This is a genomic window from Cobetia sp. D5, from assembly GCF_035666195.1.
GTDB classification, from domain to species: domain Bacteria; phylum Pseudomonadota; class Gammaproteobacteria; order Pseudomonadales; family Halomonadaceae; genus Cobetia; species Cobetia amphilecti.
In genome coordinates, this window is record NZ_CP142020.1 from 1,625,471 (window position 1) to 1,644,918 (window position 19,448).

The window sequence follows — 19,448 nt, forward strand, 5'->3', positions numbered from 1 at the left end:
AGCCACCATCAGCCATTCGAGGCTTTCGCTGCTCGCGCAAGCTGGGTCACGTAGGCATCGAGCACTTCCGGCATCGAGAGCGGTGTCGGGTTGGCCGCCGTGCCCATCGGGTCATTCTCCAGCAGGATGACCCTGTCGTTGCTGAAGATGGGCAGGTCATTGTCCGCGAGGTGCTGGTTGAGGCGCTCAATCAGCGCCTGGCCACCATAGGTCAGGATGATATCGACGTCGGCCAGCTCCGCCAGTTGTTGCGGGGGCACTCGCCCGCCAATCCTGCCGTCGCTGGCACTCGCCGTCACGAAGGACGGGGAGGTCAGCCCCAGCTCGGCAAGGAAGCGCCCCCGGGCATCGTTGTCGTTGTAGAAGGCGATCCGGGTCGGGTCTTCGGGGTCGATATAGCGCAGAGTGATGGCCGACTTGCCCTTGATCTCCGGGTGGGTGGCGATGTTCTCGGCGACCTGCGCCTCGAGACGCTCGATCAGCGCTTCCCCTTCCGCGGCCATGCCCATGCCGGTACTGTCGAGGCGAATCATGTCGCGCCAGCTGGAAGACCAGCGCGGGCCGGGGCGCGCCACGACCGGCGCGATCTTGCTGAGCTTCGCGTAATCGTCTTCGCTCAATCCTGAATAGGCGGCGAGGATGACGTCCGGCTGGCTGGCGGCTACGGCATCGAAATCGAGGGTCTTGCCCTGATCGAACAGATTGGCCGAGTCGGCCCCCAGTGCTTCCAGGCGCGCCTTGACCCACGGCATCATGCCGTCGCCGTCATCATCCCCGAAGTCCTGACGGGGGAAGCCCACCGGCACCACGCCCAGCGCCAACGGCACTTCATGATTGGCCCAGGCGACGGCGGCGATGCGTTGCGGCTTGCTCTCGATGACGGTAGTGCCGAAGGCATGTTCGATCGTGAGCGGATACTGCGCCGTTGCCTCGGCGGAGGTGGCAGATGATCTGGCAGACGACGTATGTGCAGTCGCTGACTCGTGTGCCTGTACGGCAGGTGTGAGGCAGGCAGCCATGACGGTGGTCAGGCCGATGGCGCAGGAAAGTCGCGTGAGTCGCAAGGGAGACTCCTTGTGTGATCGGCTGGCGGCAGACGCCGCTGGCCAGAGACGAGATGACAGCCCCTGGCGGGAAGGGGCTGTCGGTGGGTAGGCAAGCGTTACGTGTGGAGACGAGTGCCCTGTCGGCAGGGCGGGCCCGTGGTCAGAAGTCGTAGGTCATGCTCAGCAGCGCACTGCGCGGCGCGCCGTACAGGTACTGGCTGTAGAAGCCCTGCTGCGTGTAGTACTCCTCATCGAAGAGGTTGGACACGTTGAGCTGGGTGCTGAAGTTGTCATTGAAGCGATAGCGCGCCATGGCGTTGGCGAGGAAGACATCGCCCTGGCCGACCTTCTCGGTACCGGTGGGCGTGTCGGTATCCTTGTAGGTATCACCCTGCCAGGTGCCACCAGCGCCCAGCGTCAGACGCGACCAGTCGCCGGGCAGCTGCCAGGTGGCGTAGACCTTGGCCTGCTGACGCGGATAGCTGGTATTGAGCTGGGTGCCATCGGAGTCCTCGGCGTCTACCAGTGCGTAGCTGGCGGAGAGATTGATGCCCGGCGCGACCTCACCGGCCACTTCCAGTTCGAAGCCTTCGACCACGGCGCCGTCGGACTCGGTGTAGGCCTGATCGGTGGTGCCGGCGACATAGACGCCGGGGATCTCGACGGCCAGATTGTCCTGCTCGCTGCGGAAGACGGCGAAGGACACGTCAGCGCGGTCCTCGAACAACGCCGCCTTCAGGCCCGCTTCATAGCTGGTGCCCTCGAGCGGGTCGAGCAGGGCGCCATCGGGGGCACGTTCGCTCTGGGTGTTGAAGATCTGCGTGTAGCTGGTATAGGCGGTGAGGTTGTCGGTAATGTCGACGATCAGGCCGGCATAGGGCGTGAACTCGTCGTTGTATTCATAGCTGCGCTCGCCACGGTAGTCCTGGTCGATCTCCCAGTCGGTCAGGCGGGCGCCGATGATCAGGTGCACGGGGTCGGCCAGCGAGAAGCGCGTCACGGCGTAGAAACCGCTCTGCTCGGTTTCGGTGTCGTCGGTCAGCCCCCATTCGCCCCATTCCGGCTCGGCCAGCGCCGGGTCATCGCGATCGGTGAAGCTGCCCAGCGCCGGCACGGCGCTCGCCGGGGTGCGGCTCCAGATCTCGTACTCTTCCTTGAGCCGCATGTAGCCAAAGCCCAGCTGGTGCTCACGACCGAGCAGCTCGAAGGGGCCCTCAGCGCTCAAGTTCAGGTTCTTCTGGGTGCGATCACCGCGATAGTCGACCAGATAGGAGGTCGTCGGATACTCGCGATTGCTGTCGTAGTAGAGGATGCCATTGTCACGATCCACATAGCCGCCACGGTAGTTGTAGGTCAGCCCGTAGTTGGCATCGCCATGACTGTAGGCGGCGGTCGCCTTCCAGCCGTTGGCGAAGTAGTGGGTCAGGTCGGCGAAGCCGCGCGTGTTCTCGGTGAAGAAGTGCGCCCATTCGGTATTGTTGGCGACCGACTGGTCGAAGTCGGTGCGCGTGCCGTCGGTGTAGTAGAGCGGCACGCCCAGATAGGCGCCATCCTGGTCATAGCGCTGATACTCGACCCCGACATTCAGCTCGGTGTCAGGCGTCAATTCCGCGGCGATCACCCCGTAGAGGGTCTCGCGGTCATTCTCGACATCATCCATGAAGCTGTCGGAGCGGTCCTTGGCGGCCACGAAGCGTACGCCGACCTTGCCGGCATCATCCAACGGCGTGCTGACATCCACCACGCCACGCCGGCGGTCCCAGCTGCCGACTGCGCCTGTCACGCTGGCCGCGGCTTCGTCCAGCGGCTTCTTGCGCACGAAGTTGACGGTGGCGGACGGGTCGCCGACGCCTGTCATCAGGCCGGTGGCCCCGCGGACTACCTCGACGCGATCATAGATGGCGGTGTCCCACTCGGCGTCGCCGAACGGCCAGAAGCTGCTGGTGTTGCTCTGTTGGCCATCGAACTGGAAATTGCGGATGGTATAGCCGCGCGACTGGAAGCTGGCGCGGGTACCGTCCAGGCGATTGGAGGACACGCCCGGCAGGCGGTTGATCGCCTCCGTGGTGCTGGTCAGCGCCTCATCATCCATCTGCTGGCGGGTCAGAAAGCTGACAGACTGGGGTGTCTCGCGTGGCGACAGGGTCAAGCCATTGGCGCTGGTGCTGGAGTCGACCGTATACGCCTGAGTCTCTTCCGTGGTGCCGCCTTGCGCCTCGCCGACGATGGTCATCGCCTCAAGCGTGCGTGTCTCGTCCGCAATAGCGGTGGCACTGAGCAGTGACGAGGTCGCGAGCGCAATGGAGAGGGCGAGTGGCGAGCGAGTGAAACCTGGACGGCGGAGTGAGTGAGCCAAGACTGCGTTCCCTAGTTGTTTATAATAATCATTATTATTTACCCGCTGGCGGCACTTTTGTTTTGCGAAATGCCAGACACGCTTTGCGGGATGCCAAGAATGAAAATTTCGGGGAACTTCATGAGCCCGGCGTGGTGCTATCGGGCGATGGGTCTGGTCATGCGGCAGGCCTGAGACAGCCGCCGGGCCTCTCATACAGGCCATGCATGCGGGCCACGCGCGCGCTCCACGCATTCAGGCCACGCACGCAAGCGACATACTGAAACGCCCCGCGACCGTTCATCCGGTCGCGGGGCGTTTCGTTTCAGATCTGTTGCTCTTTGTCTTGTGGTGCAGGACGGCTCAGGGTTACGGATCAGAGGTTACGGCGCGCTCACTCGCGCTCGACCCACGCCTTCCAGCCGCCGTACTCGCTGATGTCCGTCATCGGCACGCCGCTGTCAGCGGACACCGAGCAGATGAAGCCCGCGACCCAGCGGCCATCTTCGAGTTCGATCTGGGCCAGTCCCAGCGGGAAGGGGATGCCGGCGAGGAAGCTGCCGACACTGCCGATGGGCAGTGACCAGACCTCCAGCGCGATGCTGGTGCCGTCTTGCGGGGCACGCAGCATGGCCGGTTTGGCGGGTGTCGCGTCATCCAGTTGATAGAGGCGGTAGCTCGGCGCGCTGTGAGTGCGCGCGACCAGACGGGCATCGCGCTGGGTGAGCTGATGATTGAGCGGCATGCCGCTGAGGTGTGCACCGCAGACGGCGATCTCGAGTCGGCCATTGGCCGCCGCGGGAAGCTGGCTTTCCGCGAGGCGCGCCTGGGGACGGGCGACGGCGCTGGCACCCAGCGGCAGCGCGAACTCGTGCTCGAGCAGACGCGCGATGCTGAGCAGCTGCAGGTCTTCGAAGGCGGGCGCGAACAGCGTCACGCCCCCCGGCAGACCCTGGCGATTGAAGCCCACCGGCACGGCCAGCGCGCTCAGATCCAGCAGGTTCATGAAGTTGGTCCAGGTGCCCAGCTCCGAATTGACCGCGATCGGCGCCTCGGCCAGCTCCGCCTTGGTGGGCAAGCGCGGCGTGGTCGGTGCCAGCATCACGTCCACCTGCGCCAGCAGCGCCTCGGCCTGACGGCGGTATTCGGCCAGCTGATAGCGCGCATCGAAGGCATCGACGGCCAGCGGCGTGGCACCGCCGAGGGTGATCTCGCGGGTCACCGGGTGCAGCGCCTCGGGGTTGTGCTCGATCAGCTCGCGCACCGCGTGATAGCGCTCCGCCACCCAGGGGCCTTCATACAGCAGGCGCGCGGCGGCCAGCAGCGGGCTGCAATCCAGCTCGACCAGCTCGGCCCCCAGTGCCTTGCACTGACGAATTGCCGCTTCCATGTAGCCGCTGTAATCGGCGTCGGTGTGCCACTGGGTACGCGGCGGCACGCCGATACGCAGGCCGGCAAGGTCCGGCAGCACACCATAGGCCTGGCCGTGAACGGCGAAGTCATGCTCGCGCGCCCAGCGGTTGTCGGCATCGAACTGAGCGGTGACGGACAGCACGCGCGCGGCATCATCACAGCCGAGTGCGAAGATGGAGATGGTATCCAGCGTCGCGCAGGCCGGGACCACGCCGCCCGCGCTGAGCAGGCCGAGGGTCGGCTTCACGCCCACCAGATTGTTGAAACAGGCCGGCACACGACCGGAGCCCGCCGTGTCCGTGCCCAGCGCGAAGCTGACCTGGCCCTGGGCAGTGACGACGGCGGAGCCACTGCTGGAACCGCCCGGCACAAAGGCGGGGTCGAAGGCATTGGCCGGAGTGCCGTAGACCGGCAGGGCGCGCTCACCGACCAGGCCGGTGGCGAACTGATCCAGATTGGTCTTGCCCATCGGAATCGCGCCTGCCGCGATCAACTGCTTGACCACGAAGGCATCATCGCTCGGCGTGTAGGCAAAGTCCGGGCAACCGGCGGTGGTGGTCACGCCGGCGAGATCGATATTGTCCTTGATCGCGAAGGGAATGCCGTAGAGCGGTAGCGACTCGGGCGCCACGTCGTCCAGACGTGCCAGATAGGGTTCCAGCTGCTGTGCTGACAGGCGGGTGATCCAGGCGGCGTCGGTCTCGGCCTGCGCGGCCAGCAGCTCATCCACCAGTTGGCGCGGCGTCATCTCACCGGCCTGATAGGCCTTGCTCAGCGCCGTGATGCTCAGGTTGAGCGGGGTATGGGTCATCATCACAGCGTCTCCTCGGAGGACAGGGTCGATCGGGCGTTGTCTGGTGCGCTGGCATCAGCGGAATCCGTGGCTTCCACGGCGGTCGACAGCACGATCAGTGGTTGGCCGGGGGCGACGCCGCTGCCTTCCTTGATCGGCAGGCGCACGACACGGCCAGCGGTGTGGGTGCGAATCTCGACTTCCATCTTCATCGACTCGACCAGCGCCACCACCTGGCCGGCCTCGACGTCATCGCCCTCGGCGACTTCCAGCTTCCACAGGCTGCCGGTGACCGGTGTCTCGATGCCCAGCTCGTCATCACTCAGGCTGTCGGCTTCCTGCACCTCGTTGATCTGATCCTCGAAGGTGAACTGGCCGCGCGCATGCCAGTCGTCGATTTCCTGCTGGAAGGCGGCCTGGCGGCGTTCGCGGAAGGCATCGGTCTCGGCCTGGTGCTCGGTGATCTGCGCCTGATAATCGGCGAGACGGAAGCGGGTCTTCTCGATCTTGAGGTCGTAACGCCCCTGTGGATGATCACGACGGATCTGCTCGAGCGCTTCATGGCTGACCGGATGGAAGCGCAGCTGATCGAACACGCGCAGCAGCCACGGGGTGGTGAAGTGTTCGGTGCGGCGATAGCGATTCCACATCTGCAGCGTGCGGCCGACGAACTGATAACCGCCCGGGCCTTCCATGCCATACACGCACAGATAGGCGCCGCCGATGCCCACCGAGTTCTCGGCGGTCCAGGTACGTGCCGGGTTGTACTTGGTGGTCACCAGCCGCTGGCGCGGGTCCAGCGGCGTGGCCACCGGTGCGCCGAGATAGACATCGCCGAGGCCCATCACCAGATAGCGGGCGTTGAGTACCGTCTCGCGCACTGCCGCCTCATCGGCGAGGCCATTGATGCGGCGAATGAATTCCAGATTGCTCGGGCACCAGGGGGCGTCCGGGCGCACCGAGCGCTGGTACTTGTCGATGGCCTGCTGACACGCCGGGTCATCCCAGGACAGCGGCAGGTGCACGGTGCGGGCCTCGATCTCGATGTCCTCGACATCCTTGAGCGCGACTTCGGCCTGTTCGAGATGCGCCATCAGTGTCTCGAGCGTCAGGCTGCGCGGGTCGTAATGCAGTTGCAGCGAGCGGATGCCGGGGGTCATCTCCATCAGACCGGGCAGCGGGTGCTCCTTGAGCCACAGCATCCAGGCATGGGCGCGGAAGCGCAGCGCGATATCCAGCTCCATCTGGCCGAATTCGATCAGCAGGAAGTCATCGCCGGCGCGGCGATAGACGATCTGCTCGCCGCCTTGCTCGGCGCTCAGGCATTTGAGCACCGGCGAGTCATCGGGGCGCGGACGTTTTGCGGCGATGGCGCTCAGCGTGGCGCCGCTGGTCTCCGCCTGGCGCTGTTCCAGAGTGTCGAGCTGGCCACTGGCGAGGGCGGCGATCACGGCGTCCTGCTGCACCTCGATGGCGCGAGCTTCCTCCAGAGTCAGCGCGACGAAACGGATGCGATCGCCGGCGGCCAGCTGGCCCAGCTTCCAGCGTTCGGCACGCACCACGGTGGCCGGACATACGAAGCCGCCCAGTGACGGGCCGTCCGGGCCGAGGATGACCGGCATGTCGCCGGTAAAGTCGATGGTGCCGAAGGCGTAGGCGTTGTCGTGGATGTTGGAGGGGTGCAGTCCGGCCTCGCCACCATCGGCGCGCGCCCACTGCGGACGCGGGCCGATCAGGCGTACGCCGGTGCGGCTGGAGTTGTAATGCACTTCCCAGCGGTGGCCGAAGAAGGTGCTGATATCGTCTTCGGTGAAGAAGTCCGGCGCCCCGTGCGGGCCGTAGAGCACGCCGATCTGCCATTCGCGGCCCGTTGTCTTGCCTTGATCATTCTTGCCTTGCGCCTCATTCACTGCACCAGCGCCCTGCGGGATCAGCGCCTCGGGCAGCCGGGTCAGGGCGGGCAGGTGGCACTCGGCGAGATCGGCCAGCGGCAGGGTGTCGCCACTGCGCAGCGCACGTCCGGCATGGCCGCCGAACTGGCCCAGGGTGAAGGTCGCGCGCGAGCCCAGATACTGCGGGCAGTCGATGCCACCGGCGATCAGCAGATAGCTGCGCGCGCCGGCGGCGACCTTGCCCAGACTCAGGGTGCTGCCAGCGGCGATCTCATGCACCTGCCACAGGGCAAGCTCGTGAGTCGCGGTGTCATCAGCGCCGTCTTGCGGTGCTGAAACGGACAGCATGGCGGGCAGCGGCGCACCGGCCAGTACCACGCGCGTGGCGCGGTGGAAGTGTAGCGTCGGGCCATTGAGGGTGATTTCGAGGCCTGCGGCATCGGCGGCGTTGCCCAGCAACGCATTGCCGAGACGGAAGGCGTAGTCATCGAAGGGGCCGGAGGGCGGCACGCCCACATCCCAGTGGCCCAGGCGACCCGGCATGTCCTGCACGGTGGTCAGAGTGCCGGGGACGAGTACCTCGAAGGTCGGCGCGGCCCACTCGAGGCCTTCCAGCCAGCGGGTGTAGATCTCGACATTGATGAAGCGCGGGTCTTCCAGCAGGTGCGACAGCCACTGGCGGTTGGTCTCGATGCCGTAGAGGCGAGAGGCTGCCAATGCCCTGGAGAGATCGCCGCGCGCCTGCTCGCGGGTCGGTGCGTGCACCATCACCTTGGCCAGCATCGGGTCGAACCAGGCGGGGACCTCGAAGCCGGCCTCGATGGAGTGATCCACCCGCAGCTGGCTGTCGTCGGCGAGGGCGGCGGTCACGGCGTCATTGGCGAACTCCACCTCGGTGAGCAGACCGCTGGAAGGGCGGAAATCGTGCTGCGGATTCTCGGCATAGACACGTGCCTGCATGGCGTGGCCGCGGGGAGTCAGCGGCGCGACCAGCTCGCGCAGATTGCCCAGCTCACCGGCGCCCAACTTGAGCATCCAGGCGACGATGTCCACGCCCCACACCAGCTCCGTGACACCGTGCTCGACCTGCAGGCGTGTATTGACCTCCAGGAAATAGAAGGCCTGACGCTCGGCGTCATAGATGAATTCGACGGTACCGGCGCTGCGGTAATTGACGGCCTCGCCCAGGCGGATGGCGGTGGCGATCATGTCTTCGCGAACGCGCTCGGGTAGGCCCGGTGCCGGGCATTCCTCGATGACCTTCTGATGGCGGCGCTGACTGGAGCAGTCGCGCTCGCCCAGCGCGATCACCGTGCCTTCGCCGTCACCGAACAGCTGCACTTCCAGGTGACGGGCGCGGGCGATGTACGCCTCGAGGAAGACGCCACCATCACCGAAGTTGCGCTCGCCTAGGCCCTTGACCGAATCGAAGGCGCGGCTGAGGGAGGCTTCGTCGTCACAGACCTGCATGCCGATGCCGCCGCCGCCGGCGGTGGACTTGAGCATCACCGGATAGCCGATACGGGCGGCCTCGCTCAGTGCGCTCGCGACATCGTCCAGCAGGCCGGTGCCGGGCACCAGCGGCACGCCGGCGTTCTCGGCGATGGTGCGCGCTTCGTGCTTGAGGCCGAATGCGTGGATCTGCTCGACGGTCGGGCCGAGGAAGACCAGGCCGGCGGCGTCACAGGCCTGGATGAAGCGGGTGTTCTCGGACAGGAAACCATAGCCCGGGTGCACGCCCTGGGCGCCGCTCTCGCGGGCGATGGCGATCAGCTTGTCGATGTCGAGATAGGTCTCGGCGGCGGCACCTTCGCCGAGGCTGTAGGCTTCATCGGCCTCGCGTACGAAGGGGGATTCACGGTCGGCTTCTGCGTAGACGGCGACGCTCTGGACACCGAGGGCACGCAGCGTGCGCTGGATTCGGGTGGCGATGGCGCCACGGTTGGCAATCAGGACCTTGTGGAACATGACGGAGTCATCCTTCCGGCGGCGGGTCGTCCCGCCTTCAAACTGTGAGCTGCCGGTCGTCCGGTAGCCGGGCAGAGCCTTGGGGGCTGACGAGTGATGCAGGAGAGATGACATCGTCAGGCGGGGCTCGGCCGTTTCTTGTCGTATGCGTGTTCGAAAGCTTCGCTGTCAGCTCGGCGGATCAGCTCGGCCGATCAGCTCGGCCGATCAGCCCAAGGGCGAGTCGCTGATGCGGATGGCGACCGGTGTCGGGTCGTAGCCATTGCAGGGGTTGTTGAGCTGCGGGCAGTTGGAGAGCAGCACGTAGACATCACGCTCGGCGACCATCTCGACGTACTTGCCCGGGCCGGACAGGCCATCCTCGAAGCTCAGGCCGCCATCGGCGGTGACCGGCACGTTCATGAAGAAGTTGATGTTGTGGCCGATGTCGCGCTTGGTCAGGTCGTACTTCGGGTAGCGGGCGATGGCCAGCATCCAGTTGTCGCGACAGGAGTGCATGTGGCGCTTCTCCAGGTCGTAACGCACGGTGTTGGACTCGCTGGAGCAGGCACCGCCCAAGGTGTCATGCCGACCGCAGGTATCGCCGGTGATGGTCAGCAGCGCCCGGCCACGGGTGGAATAGAGCACCGTGCCGGTGGTCAGGTAGACCTTGCCCTGCTCGCGCACGGTGTCCATCGCGCTGTAACGCTCGGCGGTGTCGTCGGCTGAGAAGAACAGGGTGTCGGCGGCCTGATTGCCATGCAGGTCGGTGATACGCAGGTGCTGGCCGGCGCGGACCAGGCCGATGAAGTGATCGCCGGCCTCGACGGTGCGCTCAAGCTCGCGCGGCTGCTGTGCGGGGTCGGCGTAGCTCAGCGGGGCGCCGTCCGTCGCGGCCGGGGTGTGGGCATGGGGGTGTTCAAGTGTCGAGGTGCACATTGGGATGTCCTTTGTCCTTGTCATCTGGGGCGTCGTTTCCAGTTGCCACGAGCCAGTCGGCGTGGCCTCCGTCTGCTGTCGGGGGACGCCTCAGCCCGCCAGGTGATAGAGCTGGTTGTTGGCGTAGGCGCGGGCATTCTCGGGGCGCGACAGATAGCAGGCGTCGTGCTCATCCATCGGCGTCGCGGTGCCGAAGGTCATGTCCACGCCGCGCAGCGGATAGTCCTCGGCGGGGTCCAGCGGATGCGGACAGGTGTGCAGCATGACGAGGGTGTCCATCTCGAAGCGCAGGGTGACGCTGTTGCCGGCGGCACAGTGGTCCGCGACGTAGTGCAGATTGGCGTCTTCATCGGCGCGCACGCGGGAGAACAGGTTGAGGTTGGCGCACAGGTCGCGCTCGCCCAGACCGTACTTGGCCATCTCGATCAGCAGGCTGTCGTGGCCGCTGGGCGTGAAGTCATTGAAGGCTTGCTGATAGGCCTTCTTGTGCCAGCCCTTGGCGGCGAAGTGGTGCTCCATCAGGTTGCCGCTGGCGCTGTCATGCCAGCCGAGATCGTCCTGGATGATGGAGGCGAAGATACGGCCCATGTCGGAATACAGGCAGTGGCCTTCGGTGAGGCGGAAGGTGTGCTGACCCTTGAGGGTATCCGGCAGATTGAGGCGCTCAAGCGTATCCAGCGGGTTGTACATCACCAGGCCGACATTGGCGTTGGCCTCGCTCGCGGTCAGCTTGAGCGCGCTGCCACGCGGCATGCGCATCGACCAGTGATGGCCGCCGGGCAGATGGGTCTTGTACTTTGCAGTAAAGCTCGCGGTAAAGCTGGTGCGGGCGGCGGTTGCGGCATCAAGCGGTATGTTCATTGAATTGGCCTCCGGTGAGAGTGGCTTGGGAAACGGAGTGGGCTGGTGTCGTCAGCGTTTCGTGCTCGCGCTCGAGCGTCGTCTGGTCAGAGCCTGGTGGGCGAGCACCCGGCTGGCGTGACGTCGTGTTGGCCTTGCTGCGCTCGGTGGGCAGGTCATAGGTGATGGTCGAGCCATAGGCCTGCGGGGCCTGCGCATCGACACGCACCTTGTCGAACACCCAGACGCGCGAGCCCAGCTCGAAGGCTTCCTTGAGGTCATGGGTGATCATGAAGATGGTCAGCTGCTGTTCTTCCCACAGGCGCAGGATCAGCTGGTGCATGTCCTTGCGGATGCCCGGGTCCAGCGCGCCGAAGGGCTCATCCAGCAGCAGGATGCGCGGCTTCATCATCAGCGCCTGGGCGATGGCGAGGCGCTGCTGCATGCCGCCGGACAGCTCATGCGGGTACTTGTCCAGTGCGTGGGACAGGCCGACTTCCGCCAGACGCGCTTCGGCGGCGACCCGGGCTTCACGGCGCTTGGCCCCGAACAGCTTGCCGGTCAGCGGGGCACGTGCCAGCTCCTCGGCCATGATCACGTTGCCCAGCACGGTGAGGTGCGGGAAGACGGAATACTTCTGGAAGACGATGCCGCGGTCCGGGCCCGGCTCGCCGGGGATGGGCTTGCCATCGAGCAGCAGCTCACCGCGCGAGACGCCCTCGGTGCCCAGCAGCAGCTTGAGGAAGGTGGTCTTGCCGCAACCGGAGGCGCCGACCAGGGTGATGAATTCTCCGGCCTCGACGGTCAGGTTCATGCGTTCCAGCACGACCTGCTGACCGTAGTGCTTCTCGAGGCCCTTGGCGTGGATCAGGCTCATGATTGGCTCTCCTCAGCGTGGTACCAGGGGAAGGCGCGGGTCGAGACGAGCACCAGCAGACGGTCGAGCAGGAAGGCCAGCAGCGTGATCCAGGCCACGTAGGGCAGGATGACGTCCATCGCCAGATAGCGACGCACCAGGAAGATGCGGTAGCCGAGGCCGTCCTGGGCGGCGATGGCTTCCGCGGCGATCAGGAACAACCAGGCGCTGCCGAGTGCCAGGCGCGTGGCGCTCAGAAGGCGCGGGGTCAGCTGGGGCAGCAGTACGCGGGTCAGCACCTGCCAGGAGCTGGCGCCCAGCGTCTGGGCCTTGATCAGCTGCTCATCGGGCAGGCGCAGGGCCTGATTCTGCAGGTCGCGAATCAGGAAGGGCGTGATGCCGATGACGATCAGCGCGATCTTGGCCAGCTCGCCGGTACCGAAGGCGATGAACAGGATCGGCAGAATCGCCATCGGCGGAATCAGGGACAGCACGGTAATCAGTGGTGACAGCTTGGCGCGCAGCAGCGGCAGGCCACCGGTGAGCAGGCCGACGGTCAGGCCGATCAGCGCACTGATCAGCACGCCGGCCAGCAGGCGTTCGAGACTGGCGAAGGTGTCGGTCCACAGCGGCAGATCGCCGGTGCGCACGTTGACCTCGGTGGCCAGTCGCGAGAACGACTCGCCCATGGCGGCGAAGGACGGCAGCAGGCGGTCATTCGGGTTGTCGAGCAGTCGCTGGTTGGACTGCACGATGTAAAGGATGGCCAGCAGCGCGAAGGGCAGGCCACCGAGCAGCCAGCGGCCACCACGGGAGGGTGTCAGATTGATCAGGCGTTTCATGCGCGGGCTCCACGGGTGCGAACGAGGGTGCGGTCGAGGGAGGCGGTCGGTTCACGTTCCGCGAGGCAGGCTGCCCCGCGGAGCGTGTGCGGCATCCACCGCGTGGCGTTACTGGCTGTCGGCCAGTGCGGCGGTGTAGCTCGGGTCGAAGCGCAGCATCACGTTGCCTTCATTGCCGATGACGCCGGCGGGGGTCTCGATACCGATGAAGCCGGCATCCGGGGCGCCTTCGCCCAACAGGCCCTGCGCGAAGCTGAAGTCGGCGATGTGCTGCATGGTGTCCTTGAGACTCGGCGCATTGAAGGCGGCCACGGCCTCGGCGGGGGTGTAGTACATGTGGGTCGCGGCCAGCTGGGACTGATAGCCGGCGAGGTCGGTGCCGGCGGCATCGGCCATCTGGGAGAGGGCGGCTTCGTCACCGGCCTTCATCTTCTCCATCACCTCATACCAGGCACCGACCAGTGCGTGGCCGAAGTCCGGGTTGTCCTTCAGCGTCTGGGTATTGACGACCATCAGGTCGAGAATCTCGCCGGGGATGTCGCTGGAGTTGAAGACTTCGGTGTAGCCGGGCATCTCCTTGAGCGTGGCCAGCTGCGGGTTCCAGGTCACCACCGCCTGGGTGTCGGTGTTGCTGGCCAGCGCCACGATGTCGGCATCGCCGGTATTGGTGGTGGTGAGATCGCGCTCGCTCATGCCGACGCTGTCCAGCGCGCGTGCCAGCAGGTAGTGGGAGACGCTGAACTGCACCAGATTGACCTCGCGGTCCTTCAGGGACTCGATGGAATCGCCATCGCGGACCATCACGCCGTCATTGCCATCGGAGTAGTCGCCCAGAATCAGCGCGGTGGAATCGACGCTGCTGGCGGCGGGGAGGGTGAGGGCGTCCATGTTGGTCATGGCGCAGCCATCGACATTGCCGGAGGTGTACTGATTGATGGACTCGACGTAATCGTTGACCTGCACCACATCGATATTGATGTCGTACTTCCTGGCCCACTTGTCGACGATGCCCTGGGTGTCCGCGTATTCCCACGGCATCCAGCCGGCATACACCGACCAGCACACGCTGAAGGAATCCTGCGCCATGGCCTGCGGGCTCAGCGATGCGCCAAGCAGCAGGGCGCCGGCCAGCGCAGCACGTCTGGAAGCGTTTCGGGAAACGGCGGATGAAGCAGATGAGACAGCAGCGGATGACACCTGGGCGCTGGCATCCGAGGGGGAAGTCGCGGACTGGGAAAGGCGAGTGAGCTGGGTCATTGTCGTTATCTCCGGCGGAAAAAGTGAGAGGCGCCGACCTTTACAGGCTTTGCGTCTCCCGGGCTTTTGTCCCGCCGTGTAACCCCCAGCTTGGAGGTCGAGTGCTCTCGGACCAGTCGTGACGGCTATCAGCCAGTCACCGGAACCCTAGCGCTCCATTGGTGTAGATTTTCGATTGTTGTATGCCTATCGGTGCCTCGGTGAATGTCTAGCAGGAAGTGTGCCGGAGAGAATTTCTTCATATAAAACAATGCTATATAAGATTTCATGCAGCATGGATATGCATATCGAAAGCGTACGCTGCACCAATTTGATGAATTTCTCCGTCTCTTGCACCTTGGTGAAGTCAGTCGAGAGTGAGTGCTATCCAGTGACCAGTGAGAGAGAAATCCAGAGATATTTTTAATACACAATTGGTTGTTTTCAAAATATGGTAAAGATAATATGTGATTACCTTGGATAATTGATGACTAAATTGTGGATAAAAATAAACTCAAAAGCTTGGTAGGCGACTTATATAATATTGTTAATGAGCTGGAAGAAATGTTCCCCGGGCGACATTTCACTCCGGATGGCCATATGGTAGGGAGTCTAGGAGAGTGTCTAGTTGCCAATGCATATGATCTAGAGCTTTTGACTGCTTCCAACAAAGGGTATGACGCTATCGCCAAGTGCGGTACCAAGATCGAAATCAAGGCAACACAAGCGAAATCGGTTGCATTTCGCAGTGAGCCCGAGCATGCAATTGTGATCAAGATTTTACCCGATGGTAGCTTTGAAGAAATCTATAATGGCCCTGGGTCATTAGTCTGGCAGCAGTTTTCTGAAAAGAAATTACCTAGTAACGGGCAGTTTCAGATTTCTCTTGCAAAACTGAAAGTGATGAACAAGTCAGTCCGTTTTGAAGAGCGTATAAGGCCGTAATATAAATGCATTATGCATATGTAAACCTTCTATGAGTAGTTGATCATGGCACTTTCACAGATGCAGATCATCCAATCCTTGGGTGAGGCAATGGCCTGGTTCGAGCGAGAACTGAACTGGGGCGTGCCGCCGACTGAGCTACGTCATCTTTGCGGACGCATTGGTGAGCTTTACGCTGCATTGATCACCAATGGTCAGATGGCGACCGAGGTGAATCAGCGCGGCTATGACGTGGTAAGCGGTGACGGTGAGCGAATCTCGGTCAAAACCACTGCGATGATGGGCGGTGGGGGCAATGTTGCTTTCAATCCCCGTTCGTTGGATGAAGTGGAGCGCATCATCATCCTGCGTATCAATACAGAAGAGATGCAGATCGAGAAGTTGCTGGATGCCACAGTGGAAGAGGCCCGGTCGCTGATGTCGCCGGAGCGCGCGGGCAAGCAGAGTATCTCGTTGTCTCGATTGGCCAAGACTACGAAGCCACGCAGCGAGCTGAAAGCCGTGCGTGAAGTCATGTTCGCGTCTTGTCTTGTTCGTGAGCTTGAGAACGGTAGCATCGAAGTCGAGCGTGATGATGGTCAGGGGATGCAGTCAGTGAGCCCTGTTCAGCCAGTGCTGCGTGAATTGGCAAAACAGTTGAATCTGCCGCTGGTGAATGGCAACGGCAATCCGCACAACACTCGTCAGCTGGGTAGCCTGGTCGTCAGGGAGATTGCTCAGGAATCTACTGGATGATTCAGCTTTGAATGGGATTCAAGACGCCGGCCAATGGCCGGCGTCTTCGTGTCATGAGCAGTTTATTTATCTGCTTTACCGAGCGCTCACAATGCAGTGCGCGACTTCCCCGAGGGGTTGCCCTTGCCGCGGCGCATGGTTGCGCGATCCGGCGCGTCGTTTCGTTGTGCCTCTCACCAAAGTCTTATACGTTGGTGGTGCTTTATTAGCACATACAAAAACAACGGCTTGCTCCCGATTGCCCGTGTGGCTTCACACGAGGGGGAAGGGCAGCAGCGATAGACAAAGGACACACGATGACAGACGTAGTCGAGAAGGATCTGCAGGAGTCTTCTGTGGTTCAGGCGGTTGAGAAGGGCTCTCCATCATCGCGTTCGCGTCGTGGTTTCCTGGGCATGAGTGGGGCGGCAATTGCCGGGGCGGCGTTGGGTCAGTTCCTGCCGGGGATTCCCAGTGCCTTGGCCAAGGAGACGGCACCTGCGGCGGCGGTGCTCAAGCCTTCCGCCAAGTCTCCGGTGCGGCTCAACTACAACGAGAATGCGCTGGGTATGGCACCGTCTGCACAGCGTGCCGCAGCGGCATCCATCCCGCATTCCAATCGGTATCCCTTCGCCCATCTGGGCAAATTGCAGTCCCTGGTGGCGACTCATCACAAGGTGCCGAGCGAGAGCATTCTGTTCACGCCGGGCTCCTCCGATGCGATCCGTGCCAGTGTGCTGGCCCATGCGACTCCCGATACCCAGCTGGTGATTCCCGAGCTGACTTATGGCGATGGCGCCCTGTATGCCGGCTTCTATGACCTCGCCATTCGCAAGGTGCCGTCCTCGCGCGAGGACTGGTCATTCAAGATTTCCGACATGAAGCAGGCCGTGGCCGACCACTCCGGCCCCTCCATCGTCTATCTGGTGAACCCCAACAACCCGACCTCGACCATCATTTCCAGTGATGAACTGGAGGCCTGGGTCAACGACAGCCGCGACGATACGCTGTTCATCATCGATGAAGCCTATGCCGAATTCGTCAATGACCCTGCCTTCCGCTCCGCCGATCATCTGATTGCTGGTGGCGCCAAGAACATCCTGCTGCTGAAGACCTTCTCCAAGATTCACGCCATGGCTGGCCTGCGTGTCGGCTACGCCGTCGGCGATGTCGATCGTCTCGAGCATGTCTCCCACTATGTCGAAGACGATGCCATGACGCTGTCATATCCTGGCGTGATGGCGGCGACGGCCTCCATGCAGTCACCGGAGTTTCTGGTCCACAGCAAGCAGAGCAACGATGAAGCGCGCGCCATCTTCACGGCGACGCTCGACGAGCTGGGCTGGGAGTATCTGCCGGGGCAGACCAACTTCGTCTTCCACCGTATCTCCAGGCCGCTGAAGGAATTCCAGACCGCGATGAAGGAACGCCACGTGCTGATCGGGCGTGCCTTCCCGCCGGCGGATGGCTGGTGTCGCATGTCACTCGGCACGCCGGAGGAGATGCACTATGTCGCTGCCGTGCTGCGCGAAATGAAGGCCAAGGGCATCGTCTAGTCGTGACGGACTCCCATGTAGGAAGACGCAAACGCCCGCCATTTGGCGGGCGTTTGCGTTTCAAGGCGGGGTATCAGATCAGCTATTGCGCGTCAGGCGGGTGGCCAGCCACCAGCCCAGTAGCATCGTCACCAGAAAGCCCGCCAATGGCAGGCTCATGGCGCTGCTGGAGACGATGGCAGGCCCGGGGCAGTAGCCGCTCAGCCCCCAGCCGATACCGAACAGCGCCGCGCCGAGCAGCAGGCGGCCATCGATATCGCGGCGCGTGGGCAGTTGGAAGCGCTCGCCCAGCAGGGGAGTGCCACGCCGCCAGACGAGTCGATAGCCGAGGAAGGTGGTGATGACGGCACCGCCCAGCACGAAGATCAGCGTGGGGTCCCAGTCTCCGGCCACGTCGAGAAAGCCGACCACACGTGCGGGGTCGGTCATGCCGCTGAGTGTCAGCCCGAGGCTGAAGACCAGCCCGGTGAGAAAGCCGATGACCGTTTTCATGGTGACTCCCCCAGCAGATGTTGGCTCACGAACACCGTCAGCATGGCCACAGTCACGAACACCACCGTAGCCACCAGCGAGCGGGGGGAGAGACGCGCGATACCGCAGACACCATGACCACTGGTACAGCCGCCGCCGATGCCTGTTCCGATACCTACCAGCAGACCGGCGAACATCATGCTCAGCACCCCGCTGGCGGGATTGCCGATCAGCGCATCCGTGCTTGCGGCCACATTGCCCCAGTCAAGATTGAGCAGCAAAAGCAGCAGCGGGCCGCTGATCAACCCGAGCACGAAGGCGAGACGCCAGCGGCGGTCCTGGCCTGATTCCAGCAGCGCACCGCGCGTGATGCCACTGATACCGGCGATACGTCCCAGCAAGGCCATCAGCATCACTGCCGAGAGACCGATCAGGACGCCACCGGCGAGTCCTTTCATGCTGCTTGTCATGTCCATGTCGTTCATCCTCGTGTCGCGGTCATCCTGCGGTGCGTCGATGATATGCTCGTGGCTGGCGAGCGCCAACCGGTTGTCTGGCCGCTTGGCTGTACGACAAGGACGCCGACCTTTCGATGGAGGGCACAGCAGGAGCACCATGAACGAACTGACCCAACGCCTGCGCACCTTTCTCAAGGTGGCGGAGCATCAGAGCTTCAACGTGGCGGCGCGGGAGCTGGATATCGCCAGTTCCACGGCGACGCGTCACGTCAATCATCTGGAGCGCCAGCTGGGCGAGCCGCTGCTGGTGCGCACCACGCGCCATGTACGGCTGTCGCCGGCCGGCGAGCGCGCCCTGATCCGCTTTCGCGCCATTCTGGCCGAGGTGGACCAGCTGGAGGATGAGCTGGAGACGCTGAGTGAGCGGGTCGCGGGGCCGCTGCGCATCTCGGTGCCGTGGCGCTATTCGCGCCTCTATCTGGCGCCGCTGGTGAGCGAGTTCATGCAGTGCTATCCCGAGGTGGCGCTGGATATCGTCAGCAGCGACCAGCGGGTGGACCTGGTCGAGGACCACTTCGACGTGGCCCTGCGCATCGGCCATCTGGAAGATTCGAGCCTGATCGCGCGCCATATCAGTGATCAGCGCTTCGTGCTGGCTGCCGCGCCGTCCTACCTCGCCGCCCAGCCGTCTATCCATCAGCCACAGGACCTGGAGCAGCACCGTCTGCTGACCTTCAGCTATACCACCGCCAATCATCACTGGCGGCTGGTGCAAGGCGATCGGGAGCATCGCATCTCGGTGCGCGCCCGCGCGCTGCGCACCAACAACGCCGACATTCTCACCCAGGCAGCTCTGGGGGGCGCCGGCGTGGTGGTGCAGCCGCTCTGGGCGATTAGGGAAGAGCTGGCAAGTGGCCGCCTGCTGCCGGTGCTGGAGGACTTTCAAGTCACTTCATCGGATTTCGACACCGGTATCCACGTCGTCTTCGCGCGCGAGAATCAGCACAACCCGCGCGTACGTGCCTGGGTCGACTTCCTGCTCGCCCGCCGCGAGCGGCTGTCCTGCTGACAAGCCCTGTGAACGACACGCAGGAAAACACGAAGGGCCCGGTCTCGAGAGATCGGGCCCTTCGTGTTTTCAGGCTGCGCGCTGGCTACTTACCAA

15 protein-coding genes and 1 riboswitch are annotated in these 19,448 nt (G+C 63.7%); of the genes, 4 read left to right on the forward strand and 11 right to left on the reverse strand.

Features of this window, described 5'->3' with window-relative positions; translation table 11 throughout:
* Positions 1 to 8 precede the first annotated feature (8 nt).
* The 9 genes from U0O11_RS06850 to U0O11_RS06890 form a co-directional block, all read right to left on the reverse strand.
* Entirely contained in the window at positions 9 to 1,064 is a 1,056-nt protein-coding gene (locus U0O11_RS06850) for an ABC transporter substrate-binding protein (protein ID WP_324692314.1), read from the reverse strand.
* Between the two features lie 142 nt (positions 1,065 to 1,206).
* Positions 1,207 to 3,402, reverse strand: a complete 2,196-nt coding sequence (locus tag U0O11_RS06855) for a TonB-dependent siderophore receptor (RefSeq protein WP_324692316.1) — start codon at positions 3,400 to 3,402, stop codon at positions 1,207 to 1,209.
* A 373-nt stretch (positions 3,403 to 3,775) separates the two neighbouring features.
* Positions 3,776 to 5,608 carry an allophanate hydrolase gene (gene atzF / locus U0O11_RS06860; RefSeq protein ID WP_324692318.1) on the reverse strand — a complete coding sequence of 611 codons (1,833 nt, stop codon included), beginning with the start codon at positions 5,606 to 5,608 and terminating at the stop codon, positions 3,776 to 3,778.
* Positions 5,608 to 9,447 carry an urea carboxylase gene (gene uca / locus U0O11_RS06865; RefSeq protein WP_324692319.1) on the reverse strand — a complete coding sequence of 1,280 codons (3,840 nt, stop codon included), beginning with the start codon at positions 9,445 to 9,447 and terminating at the stop codon, positions 5,608 to 5,610. The genes atzF and uca overlap by 1 nt, the downstream gene beginning before the upstream one ends.
* Before the next feature lie 207 nt (positions 9,448 to 9,654).
* The gene (locus U0O11_RS06870) at positions 9,655 to 10,365 is read right to left on the reverse strand and encodes an urea amidolyase associated protein UAAP2 (RefSeq protein WP_084589286.1); all 711 of its coding nucleotides are present in this window, start codon (positions 10,363 to 10,365) and stop codon (positions 9,655 to 9,657) included.
* Positions 10,366 to 10,455: 90 nt separating this feature from the next.
* Positions 10,456 to 11,226: an urea amidolyase associated protein UAAP1 gene (locus U0O11_RS06875; RefSeq protein WP_213114920.1), complete on the reverse strand. Its 771-nt coding sequence runs from the start codon at positions 11,224 to 11,226 to the stop codon at positions 10,456 to 10,458.
* Entirely contained in the window at positions 11,210 to 12,082 is an 873-nt protein-coding gene (locus U0O11_RS06880; RefSeq protein ID WP_084589284.1) for an ABC transporter ATP-binding protein, read from the reverse strand. The genes U0O11_RS06875 and U0O11_RS06880 overlap by 17 nt, the downstream gene beginning before the upstream one ends.
* Positions 12,079 to 12,903 (reverse strand): ABC transporter permease, encoded by an 825-nt coding sequence (locus U0O11_RS06885; RefSeq protein ID WP_043332237.1) that lies wholly within the window; start codon positions 12,901 to 12,903, stop codon positions 12,079 to 12,081. Before U0O11_RS06885 ends, U0O11_RS06880 begins: the two co-directional genes overlap by 4 nt.
* 108 nt (positions 12,904 to 13,011) lie before the next feature.
* Positions 13,012 to 14,160 carry a putative urea ABC transporter substrate-binding protein gene (locus tag U0O11_RS06890; protein WP_084589283.1) on the reverse strand — a complete coding sequence of 383 codons (1,149 nt, stop codon included), beginning with the start codon at positions 14,158 to 14,160 and terminating at the stop codon, positions 13,012 to 13,014.
* A 53-nt stretch (positions 14,161 to 14,213) separates the two neighbouring features.
* Positions 14,214 to 14,322: riboswitch (guanidine-I (ykkC/yxkD leader) on the reverse strand.
* A 315-nt stretch (positions 14,323 to 14,637) separates the two neighbouring features.
* Between U0O11_RS06890 and U0O11_RS06895 the strand changes: the two genes are divergently transcribed.
* From U0O11_RS06895 to U0O11_RS06905, 3 genes are all read left to right on the forward strand, one after another.
* Entirely contained in the window at positions 14,638 to 15,084 is a 447-nt protein-coding gene (locus U0O11_RS06895; protein ID WP_200906750.1) for a DUF6998 domain-containing protein, read from the forward strand.
* A 45-nt stretch (positions 15,085 to 15,129) separates the two neighbouring features.
* Positions 15,130 to 15,819, forward strand: a complete 690-nt coding sequence (locus tag U0O11_RS06900; RefSeq protein ID WP_324692324.1) for a DUF6998 domain-containing protein — start codon at positions 15,130 to 15,132, stop codon at positions 15,817 to 15,819.
* Between the two features lie 296 nt (positions 15,820 to 16,115).
* Positions 16,116 to 17,354: a pyridoxal phosphate-dependent aminotransferase gene (locus U0O11_RS06905; protein ID WP_317292898.1), complete on the forward strand. Its 1,239-nt coding sequence runs from the start codon at positions 16,116 to 16,118 to the stop codon at positions 17,352 to 17,354.
* A gap of 78 nt (positions 17,355 to 17,432) precedes the next feature.
* Here the strand turns inward: U0O11_RS06905 and U0O11_RS06910 are convergent, their stop codons facing one another.
* Entirely contained in the window at positions 17,433 to 17,846 is a 414-nt protein-coding gene (locus U0O11_RS06910) for a DUF6691 family protein (RefSeq protein ID WP_043332231.1), read from the reverse strand.
* Positions 17,843 to 18,442 (reverse strand): YeeE/YedE family protein, encoded by a 600-nt coding sequence (locus U0O11_RS06915; protein WP_324692498.1) that lies wholly within the window; start codon positions 18,440 to 18,442, stop codon positions 17,843 to 17,845. The genes U0O11_RS06910 and U0O11_RS06915 overlap by 4 nt, the downstream gene beginning before the upstream one ends.
* On the opposite strand from U0O11_RS06915, the gene U0O11_RS06920 reads away from it, so the two are divergent.
* Positions 18,441 to 19,352, forward strand: coding sequence for a LysR family transcriptional regulator (locus U0O11_RS06920; protein ID WP_043332228.1), 912 nt, complete (start codon positions 18,441 to 18,443; stop codon positions 19,350 to 19,352). The genes U0O11_RS06915 and U0O11_RS06920 overlap by 2 nt on opposite strands.
* Positions 19,353 to 19,448: the final 96 nt, after the last annotated feature.

Excerpts from the sequence above, each read along its gene's own strand:
- U0O11_RS06900 (WP_324692324.1), top strand. The coding sequence starts at position 15,130 with ATGGCACTTTCACAGATGCAGATCATCCAATCCTTGGGTGAGGCAATG.
- U0O11_RS06890 (WP_084589283.1), bottom strand. The coding sequence starts at position 14,160 with ATGACCCAGCTCACTCGCCTTTCCCAGTCCGCGACTTCCCCCTCGGAT.
- U0O11_RS06920 (WP_043332228.1), top strand. The coding sequence starts at position 18,441 with ATGAACGAACTGACCCAACGCCTGCGCACCTTTCTCAAGGTGGCGGAG.
- U0O11_RS06880 (WP_084589284.1), bottom strand. The coding sequence starts at position 12,082 with ATGAGCCTGATCCACGCCAAGGGCCTCGAGAAGCACTACGGTCAGCAG.
- U0O11_RS06875 (WP_213114920.1), bottom strand. The coding sequence starts at position 11,226 with ATGAACATACCGCTTGATGCCGCAACCGCCGCCCGCACCAGCTTTACC.
- U0O11_RS06905 (WP_317292898.1), top strand. The coding sequence starts at position 16,116 with ATGACAGACGTAGTCGAGAAGGATCTGCAGGAGTCTTCTGTGGTTCAG.
- atzF (WP_324692318.1), bottom strand. The coding sequence starts at position 5,608 with ATGATGACCCATACCCCGCTCAACCTGAGCATCACGGCGCTGAGCAAG.
- U0O11_RS06870 (WP_084589286.1), bottom strand. The coding sequence starts at position 10,365 with ATGTGCACCTCGACACTTGAACACCCCCATGCCCACACCCCGGCCGCG.
- uca (WP_324692319.1), bottom strand. The coding sequence starts at position 9,447 with ATGTTCCACAAGGTCCTGATTGCCAACCGTGGCGCCATCGCCACCCGA.
- U0O11_RS06915 (WP_324692498.1), bottom strand. The coding sequence starts at position 18,442 with ATGGTGCTCCTGCTGTGCCCTCCATCGAAAGGTCGGCGTCCTTGTCGT.
- U0O11_RS06885 (WP_043332237.1), bottom strand. The coding sequence starts at position 12,903 with ATGAAACGCCTGATCAATCTGACACCCTCCCGTGGTGGCCGCTGGCTG.
- U0O11_RS06910 (WP_043332231.1), bottom strand. The coding sequence starts at position 17,846 with ATGAAAACGGTCATCGGCTTTCTCACCGGGCTGGTCTTCAGCCTCGGG.